The sequence below is a fragment of the Amycolatopsis sp. TRM77291 genome, from assembly GCF_054166285.1.
Genome location: NZ_JBSZHF010000001.1, coordinates 7,612,262 through 7,619,147 on the forward strand (window position 1 = coordinate 7,612,262; position 6,886 = coordinate 7,619,147).

Sequence of the window (6,886 nt, forward strand, 5' to 3'; positions counted from 1 at the left end):
CGACTGGGGAAAGGGGCCCACGCATGCCTTCGAGATTCCGCGCGCTCTGCCAAGCCGTCGCGGTGGTGCTGCTGGCGACCTTGCTGGTGCCGTCGACGTCCACTTCGGCGTCCGCAGCGCCGCTGTTGCCGCCCGGCTTCGTCCTGCGTGACCAGCAGAGCGGCCAGGCTCCGTACGACCTGACCGACTTCGCCTACCTGCCCGACGGCTCGATCCTGACCACCGGGAAGGCGGGCAAGGTCGCGTGGGTGTCCACCACCGGCCGGATCAGGGAGATCGCGAACCTGGCCGACGTCCGGACCGCCAGTGACCTGGGCCTGACCGGCATCGCGATCGCGCCCGACTTCGCCACTTCGCGCAGGATCTACACGACGCGTGCGGTGAATCAGGCCGGTGGCGGGTTCGTCCTGCGGGCGTCGAGCTGGACGGTGTCCGGCACCACGGAACCGACCGGGTTGACCGGGGAGAAGATCCTGATCGAAGGCCCCGGCAACACCGACGTCCACGGCATCACCGGTGTCGTCGCCGCCCCCGACGGCACGGTGTGGGTCTCGATCGGCGACAGCGCCCGCTTCCAGGGCGCGGCGGATCCGTTCGCGCTCAACGTGTACGACCTCGACAAGATCTACGGCAAGATCTTCCACGTCACCTCCGGCGGCGCCGGTGTACCGGACAACCCGTACTACACCGCCGCGAACCCGGATTCCGTGCGCTCCAAGGTGTTCGCGACCGGTTTCCGCAGCCCGTTCCGGTTCAGCGTCGACGCGAGCACCGGTCTCCCGGTGGTCGGCGACGTCGGCTGGGGCACGTGGGAAGAAATCGACTTCGTCCAGAAGGGCGCGGACCACGGTTGGCCGTGCTTCGAGGGGAACCAGCGGACCGACGGCTACTCCGCGATGCCGCAGTGCGCTTCGGCCGTGAACACCCCGCCGATGCTGGCGATCCCGCACGGTCAGGGCCCCGACAACGGCAACAGCGTCACCGGCGGCATTGTCTACAATGGAGAGTCGTACCCCGAGGAATACCGGGGCGCGTACTTCTTCGGCGACTACGCCACGCAAAAGCTGTGGACGGCGAAGTACGACACACAGGGCCGCGTCGTCCGCCCGCAGGAGACGCCGCCGAAGTTCAGCGGTATCGGCGGCCCGGTCAAGTTTTCGGCCGCGGCCAACGGCGACATCGTCTACGCCGACATCTACACCGGCCTGCTGCGGCGGCTCAGCTACACCACCGGGAACAAGGCGCCGGTCGCGGTGGCCACTTCCGAGACGAACCCCGAAACCCGCACGGTCTCCTTCGACGGCAGTGGTTCGTACGACTTCGACGGCGACCGGCTGACCTACGAATGGGACTTTGGCGACGGCATCACCGGCACGGGGGAGAAGGTCAGCCACACCTACGCGGCCGGGACCGAGAGGTTCACCGCCAAACTGACGGTGAAGGACGGCTTGCAGGCGTCCGGGAGCACCGACATCGCCGTGGCGCCTGGGAACCATTCGCCGAAGCTGACCATGACCGACCCGGGCGGCAGGCTGTTCGCGGTCGGCGAGGAGGTCGAGGTCGGCGCGACCGTCACCGACGTCGAGGACGGCGAGCTGCCGGTCACCTGGACCACTCTGGTCCGGCACTGCCCGGAGAACGCGGTCTGTCACGCGCATCCGGCCGAAAGCGGCACAGGCCCCGAATTCGCCATGCCGTTCACCGACCACACGGACTCCAACCTCGAGTTCACCGCTTCGGCGACCGACAGCGCCGGGGTCACGGTCTCGAAGACCTACGTGGCGAAGCCTCGCGAACACCGGCTGACCCTCGTCGGCAACGTCGCCGCCGCGCTCGGCATCACCGCGGAAGGCGGGGCGGCGTCGGCGATGGTGGTCGAAGGCGCGACCGTGGAGATCCAGGCGGCCGAGGTCGCTTCGGACGGCGCGTCGACCTTCACGGGCTGGTCCACCGGGGCCGCCGACCGGCTGACCGCCATCACCATGGGCGCCACCGACCAGACGATCACGGCGAACTACAGCACCCCGATCGACAAGCGCTACCGCGACGAACCCGCGCTGGCGCAACGCCTCGGCGCGCCGATTGCGCCCGAGGCCGTCGACGGCACGGTCCGCTTCCGCGCCTACGAGCGCGGACGGCTGTACTGGTCGAAGGACACGGGCGTGCGGCAGATCGAGGGCGAGATCCTCAAGATGTACCTCGCCGCCGGCGGGCACGTGAAGTTCGGCCCGCCCGCGACCGACGAACAGTCCACTCCGGACGGTGTCGGCCGGTACAACCACTTCCCGGTCTGGCCCGGCGTCATGCAGGCGTCGATCTATTACACCGTCGGAACCGGCGCGCACGCGGTCTACGGCATGATCCGGCGGAAGTGGGCGGCGCTCGGCTGGGAGCACGGGCCGATGGGATACCCGGCCACCGACGAAATGGGTACGCCGGACGGTGTCGCGCGATACAACCATTTCAGCAAGAAGGCGTCGATCTACTACACGCTGGACGAAATGGGTACGCCGGACGGTGTCGCGCGATACAACCATTTCAGCAAGAAGGCGTCGATCTACTACACGCTGCAGACGGAGGGTACGCCGGACGGTGTCGCGCGATACAACCATTTCAGCAAGAAGGCGTCGATCTACTACACGCTGCAGACGGATGCGCGTGCCGTCTGGGGCAGCATCCGCGTCAAGTGGGCTGCGCTCGGGTGGGAGCACGGTCCGATGGGGTACCCGACCACCGACGAGACGGCCACGCCGGACGGCGTCGGCCGGTACAACCACTTCACCAAGGGCGGCTCGATCTATTGGACCCCGTCGACCGACGCACAGGGGGTCTATGGGGCGATCCGGCAGCGCTGGGCCGCGCTCGGCTGGGAGCATTCGTATCTGCGCTACCCGACCAGCGACGAGTTCTCCGTCTCCGGTGGACGGCGGAACAACTTCCAGGGCGGCTACGTGTTCTGGAACGGCACCACCGGTGCGGTGACCGACCGCCGCTGGTGATCCGCGCGTGAAGGCCCCTTCAGTCGGCCGGGGCCTTCACGCGCTTCGGCGTATCAGCGGAGCAGATCGGCAGGGGTGGTTCCGGTCGAGGCGAGCGGCAGGCCGAGCGCGACGCGTTCGGTGAGCCAGGCGCTCGGCCGGTAGCGCTGGTCGCCGGTGGTCGCGACGAGCCCGCGCAGGACCCGCAGCACGAGCTCGGCGCCTGTTTCGTCGCCCCAGGTCAGCGGTCCGCGCGGGTAGCCGAGGCCGAGCCGGACGGCGGTGTCGATGTCCTCCGGCGTCGCGAGCCGCTGCCCGGCGATGAAGCAGGCGGTGTTGACGATCGACGCCAGCAGCCGCTGCGCGATCGGGGCGGGACCGTCGCGGACCACGGTCACCGGCAGGCCGGTCGCGGCGAGCGCGCCCCAGGCGGTGCGGCCGGCGACCGGGTCGAGCGCGGGATGGACCGAGAGCGTCAGGCGTTTCCCGTAGCCGCCGAGCGGGTCGACGCCGACGACCCGCTCCGCCGGGAGGCCCGCCGCGCGCGCAGCGTCCACAGTGGACGATCCGATCGGGCTGACGATCAGGACCGTGTCCGGGTAGGCGGAGTGCACGACCTGGATGCCAGCCGAAGAGAGCAGCGTGCCGAGCCGTTCGTCGTCGACCCACACCGGCGTGGCCGGGGCTTCCGGCGCGGCCGGTTCCGGCTCGACCTGCTGCTGTCCGTCGACATAGGAGTAGAAGCCTTCGCCGTTCTTGCGCCCGAACAGCCCGGCGGCGACGCGGGGGCGCGTCAGCCACGACGGCCGCAGCCGCGGTTCGCCGTGGAAACCGCTCCAGATGCTTTCGAGCACGGCGTGCGAGACGTCGAGCCCGGTGAGGTCGAGCAGCTCGAACGGGCCGAGTTTCAGGCCGAGCACGTCACGGGCGATGCGGTCCACCTCGGCCGGGCTCGCGATCCCTTCGGCGAGGATCTGCAGCGCCTCGGTGCCCAGCCCGCGGCCCGCGTGGTTGACCAGGAAGCCCGGCGCGTCGCGGGCGAGGACGGGTTCGTGTCCCCAGCCGCGGACGAGTTCGGTCACGGCCGGCGGCAGCCAGGCGGCGGTCCGCGCGCCGGGTACGACCTCGACCAGCCGCATCAGCGGGACCGGGTTGAAGAAGTGGAGGCCCAGCAACCGGCCGGGATCGGTCAGCGCGGCCCCGATCTCGGTCACCGACAGCGAGCTGGTGTTGGTGGCGAACACCGTGTCCGGCCCGCACACGCGCTCCAGTTCGGCGAACAGCGTGCGTTTGATCTCCAGGTCCTCGCGCACCGCTTCGACGACCAGGTCGACGCCGTCGGCGGGGGCCAGCGGGCCCTCGGCCGCGATCAGCCTGCCCCTGGCCGACTCGGCGGCTTCCTCGCTGATCTTGCCCTTCGAAGCGAGCTTGCCGAGCATCGCGCCGACGTGCTCGATGGCCTCGCCGACCGCGTCGGGCCGGGCGTCGGCGAGCTCCACCTCGAGCCCCGCCGTCACGGCGAGCTGGACGATGCCCCGGCCCATCACCCCGGTTCCGATGACCCGGATCCTGCCGACCTGCTCCGCCCACTTCTCCACCGCGAGCCGCCTTTCCCTCGAAGTCGTTCCGGGCGTGACGCTAGCCGCCACGCCGATATCTCGCCCGGAAGGGTGATCCGTGCCCTGCTCGGCGTAAGGCCGCCTGCCCGGCGCGGTCTCCTCCGCGAAAACCGAGTGTTCCGCGCCCCACCCCGAAGGGAAAGCTCCCATGGCCACCGTCCCCGCCGCCGCAGCCGTCCGGACCACGCCGTTGCTCCTCGTCGCCGTTCTCTTCGGCGCCGTCGCCGCTTTCCTGGCGAGCCAGGCGTTGTGGTCGCTCACCGCGCTGGCCGTCGTGGTCGCCGTCGCCGTCCTCGCGGGCGGGGTGTGGCTGACCGGCCGGAAGGCGAACGCCGAACTCTAAGATCGCCGTGTGACGGCGAAACGCTTGACGCGGGAAGAAAGCCGCGAGCAGACCAGGCAGCGCCTGCTCGCGGCGGCCGCCGAGCTGTTCTCCGAACGCGGGGTCAACGGCACGTCCGTCGAGCAGATCGCCGAACGGGCCGGATTCACCCGCGGCGCCTTCTACGGCAACTTCGACGGCAAGCACGAGCTGGTCGTCGAGCTGCTGCGCCGCCGGACCCAGCGCGAGGCCGAGGAGGTCACGGCGCTGCGGGAGGGCGTCGGCTCCTTCGCCGAGATGATGGACCGGCTGCGCGCGTGGAACGTCGAGCGTGCCGAACACCTCGCCGGCTGGCTGACGCTGCGCACCGAGCTGGCGCTGTACGCGCTGCGGAATCCCGACGCGCGCCCGCTGGTCGGCGAAGGCGAGAAGTCGACAAGGGCGCTGCTGGAGACCTCGGTCCGGACGGAACTCGCCGCGCGCGGCGTGGAACCGCCCGCCGACCCGGCCTTTCTCGCGCTGATCCTGCACGCGCTCGAGGACGGTCTCCTGTTGCAGCGCTTCCTCAGCCCGGAGGGGACCGGCGACGAGGACGTGGTGGACGCCGTCCAGCTGCTGATGCGGTCGTGGACCGCGCTCAGCCGGTCATCTTGATCCCGGTGAACTCGGCCATCTGCCGGATCCCGTGCGCGAAGAAGTCGTCCGCCGGGTCCACCGAGCCGACGTACTGACCGAACAGCTCGAAGTTGATCATCCCGAACAGCTGCGTCCAGGCCATGATCAGCCGGGAGGCGGTCTCGGGGGCCAGGTTGATCTTGAGGATCCCGGTGAGGGCGTCGAGCTGGTTCAGGAGCGCGACGGGCATCTCGCCGACCTCTGTCTCGACTCGGAGGTTCGAGTCGCGCAGGACGGTGACCAGCGCGAACGCCACCCGGCCGGCGGGGGCCACGGTGTCCTGCGGGGCTTGGTAGCCGGGGATCGGCGAGCCGTAGATCAGCGCGTACTCGTGCGGGTGCGCCTTCGCCCAGGCGCGGACCGCATGCCAGATCGACTCCCAGCGCTCCAGTGAGGTCTTCTTCGGGTCGTCTGCCGCCTCCGCGGCTTCGCCGACGGCGTTGTAGGCGTCGACGATCAGGGCGGTCAGCAGCTCTTCGCGGCTGGAGAAGTACCGGTAGAGCGCGGACGAGACCATGCCCAGCTCCCGCGCCACCGCGCGGAGCGAGAGGCCGAGCGCGCCGACTTCGGCGAGCTGGCGGCGGGCTTCGTCCTTGATCTCGCGGGTGAGCTCGGCGCGGGCGCGTTCGCGCGCGGTCTGGGTGGCGGCCATGCTCTCACCATAGAGCATCGCACCAAAAAGAGAGCACTGCTCTTGACATGGTGCACCGCCCCGGTGTTCACTGCTCTTAATAGAGAGCACTGCTCTCGAAGACTTCAAGGAGACGAGATGACCACCACCGCCACCACCACCACTGCTTCCGGCAACGCCGCCCGCTACCTCAAGCCGGCGAAAGCGACCAGCGCGTTCAACGAATTCGTGCTCAAGCTGACGAGGCTCGGCGTCAGCGTCCTGGGGAGCCGGGTGCTCTCGGTCCGCGGCCGCAAGAGCGGCGAACTGCGCTCGGTCCCGGTCAACCTGCTGAAGCTGGACGGCGAGCGCTACCTGGTCGCGCCGCGCGGTGTCACGCAGTGGGTGCGCAACCTGCGCGTCGCCGGTGAAGGCCAGCTCAGCGTCGGGCGCCGCACCGAGACGTTCACCTACACCGAACTCGCCGACGCCGAGAAGCCCGAAATCCTGCGCGCGTACCTCAAGCGCTGGAAGTTCGAGGTCGGTGTGTTCTTCGACGGCATCGACGCGAAGGCGTCCGACGAGACGCTGCTGGAGATCGCGCCCGGCTACCCGATCTTCAGACTCGCCTGATCCCGCGTCTCACGCCCCACCCACCCAAGTCGCGCCCCCACCCACCCGA

6 protein-coding genes are annotated in these 6,886 nt (G+C 69.8%); 4 read left to right on the forward strand and 2 right to left on the reverse strand.

What is annotated here, in order from left to right; genetic code table 11:
* The first annotated feature begins 23 nt into the window (after positions 1-23).
* The gene (locus tag ACXIZN_RS35620) at positions 24-2,999 is read left to right on the forward strand and encodes a PQQ-dependent sugar dehydrogenase (protein WP_457959289.1); all 2,976 of its coding nucleotides are present in this window, start codon (positions 24-26) and stop codon (positions 2,997-2,999) included.
* Between the two features lie 53 nt (positions 3,000-3,052).
* Here the strand turns inward: ACXIZN_RS35620 and ACXIZN_RS35625 are convergent, their stop codons facing one another.
* Positions 3,053-4,576, reverse strand: a complete 1,524-nt coding sequence (locus ACXIZN_RS35625) for a 3-hydroxyacyl-CoA dehydrogenase (protein ID WP_457959290.1) — start codon at positions 4,574-4,576, stop codon at positions 3,053-3,055.
* 169 nt (positions 4,577-4,745) lie between these two features.
* Between ACXIZN_RS35625 and ACXIZN_RS35630 the strand changes: the two genes are divergently transcribed.
* Together ACXIZN_RS35630 and ACXIZN_RS35635 are read left to right on the forward strand one after the other, a co-directional pair.
* Positions 4,746-4,940, forward strand: a complete 195-nt coding sequence (locus ACXIZN_RS35630; RefSeq protein WP_457959291.1) for a hypothetical protein — start codon at positions 4,746-4,748, stop codon at positions 4,938-4,940.
* Positions 4,941-4,949: 9 nt separating this feature from the next.
* A complete protein-coding gene (locus tag ACXIZN_RS35635) occupies positions 4,950-5,573 on the forward strand; it encodes a TetR/AcrR family transcriptional regulator (protein ID WP_457959292.1) in 624 nt (207 codons plus the stop codon).
* Here the strand turns inward: ACXIZN_RS35635 and ACXIZN_RS35640 are convergent.
* Positions 5,557-6,246, reverse strand: a complete 690-nt coding sequence (locus ACXIZN_RS35640; protein WP_457959293.1) for a TetR/AcrR family transcriptional regulator — start codon at positions 6,244-6,246, stop codon at positions 5,557-5,559. The genes ACXIZN_RS35635 and ACXIZN_RS35640 overlap by 17 nt on opposite strands.
* 117 nt (positions 6,247-6,363) lie before the next feature.
* Here ACXIZN_RS35640 and ACXIZN_RS35645 point away from each other — a divergent pair, with 117 nt between their 5' ends.
* On the forward strand, positions 6,364-6,837 hold the full coding sequence (locus tag ACXIZN_RS35645) for a nitroreductase/quinone reductase family protein (protein WP_457959294.1): 474 nt from the start codon (positions 6,364-6,366) through the stop codon (positions 6,835-6,837).
* The last annotated feature ends 49 nt before the right edge of the window (positions 6,838-6,886 follow it).